Origin of the sequence: Anaerotruncus sp. 80, from assembly GCF_009936115.1 — a bacterium.
Classification (GTDB): Bacteria; Bacillota; Clostridia; order Peptostreptococcales; family Anaerovoracaceae; genus Senimuribacter; species Senimuribacter intestinalis.
The window spans coordinates 1-1,331 of record NZ_QWES01000033.1 but is presented as its reverse complement, the minus strand read 5'-3'; the positions used below and the strand labels follow the sequence as shown (position 1 = coordinate 1,331).

1 protein-coding gene is annotated in these 1,331 nt (G+C 43.2%); it reads right to left on the bottom strand.

Features of this window, described 5'->3' with window-relative positions; all coding sequences use genetic code 11:
* Positions 1-188: 188 nt before the first annotated feature.
* Positions 189-716, bottom strand: a complete 528-nt coding sequence (gene raiA / locus D1155_RS13845) for a ribosome-associated translation inhibitor RaiA (protein ID WP_160202413.1) — start codon at positions 714-716, stop codon at positions 189-191.
* Between the last annotated feature and the right edge of the window lie 615 nt (positions 717-1,331).

Sequence of the window (1,331 nt, the reverse complement as noted above, 5' to 3'; positions counted from 1 at the left end):
GGAAATGATGTTGTTGAAAAAATTTTCCATATGCCTTCCCCTTATATATAGCTTATATAATTCTACCGTATCTAACTAAAAAATTCAAGGGAATTGGCACAAAAACCATGGTAAACTCATGAAATCTTAACAAAGTTTTCTATTCAAAAAGGACCGCCCAAACGGACAGTCCTAAAACATTTCCTTTATTAGTAAGTTGTCTCCAGCACACCATAGTTTCCATCTTTTCTGATGTAGACCACATTGACGCTGTCTGTTTCCATATCAAGGAAGACGAAGAAATTATGCTGCAGCATTTCCATCTCCAAAATTGCTTCCTCCACTGACATCGGCGAGAGCTCAAACTTCTTGGTTTTCACAACCTTTACTTCTTCCACTTCTTCCGGAAGTTCTGGCAGACTCTCAAATCTTACGGATTTGTTGTCGTTATAACGCTTCTGCAGCTTGCCTTTAAATCTTGCCATCTGGCTGGACAGCTTATCTACAACCTTATCAATTGCCTCATAGATATCATCCGAAACGTCTTCGCTTCTGAATACTGCCCCTTTGGCGTTGATAGTTGCCTCTATCTTGTCCTTGCCTCTCTCCTGAGATAATACCACTTTTACAGTAATGTCATCGGAGAAATATTTCCCAAGCTTATCAAATTTCCTCTCCAGTGTGTCCTGTAAATGCTTGTAAGTGTTAAAATTCTTACCTGTGATGTTTACCTTCATGTGATGACCTCCTTAGCCACTCCTCTGAGTCCGGCCTTTCAGCAGAAACGCCGAAAGCAAAGGTGATTTTCTTTAAAACCATTATAACATACTTTTCTGAAAAATCATATATCTTTTTTGTGCCAAGTCCGACTTTTTTCCTGAAATTATTCCTATGTCGATGAGGCTACCTATGCAGCTGCCGCCGCTGTCCCTTTTTCTACGCTTCGCTATGCTTTCCACCCTTCGGGCGAAAAGCATAGAAAAACGGCAACGTTCGCTTTGCTCTCTCCTCCGTTCTCTTCGTTCACTTCGCTGTCCCTTTTTCTACGCTTCGCTATACTTTCCGCCCTTTGGGCGAAAAGTATAGAAAAACGGCAACGTTCGCTTTGCTCTCTCCTCCGTTCTCTTCGTTCACTTCGCTGTCCCTTTTTCTACGCTTCGCTATACTTTCCGCCCTTTGGGCGAAAAGTATAGAAAAACGGCATTGCAGTTGTCTGGCTGACCTGGTCTTTGCCCCCACACTTGCCTTGACCGGGATTTTCCCGAGGACTTACATCTAAGCTACGCCATGATCACTGCCGCCTTGCGGATCAGCTTACGTGGATCCCTTTGCCCGTAACTGGCTTGGATTTT

What these genes read in the sequence shown, in the direction of transcription:
- raiA (WP_160202413.1), bottom strand. Translation starts at nt 716, where the DNA reads ATGAAGGTAAACATCACAGGTAAGAATTTTAACACTTACAAGCATTTA.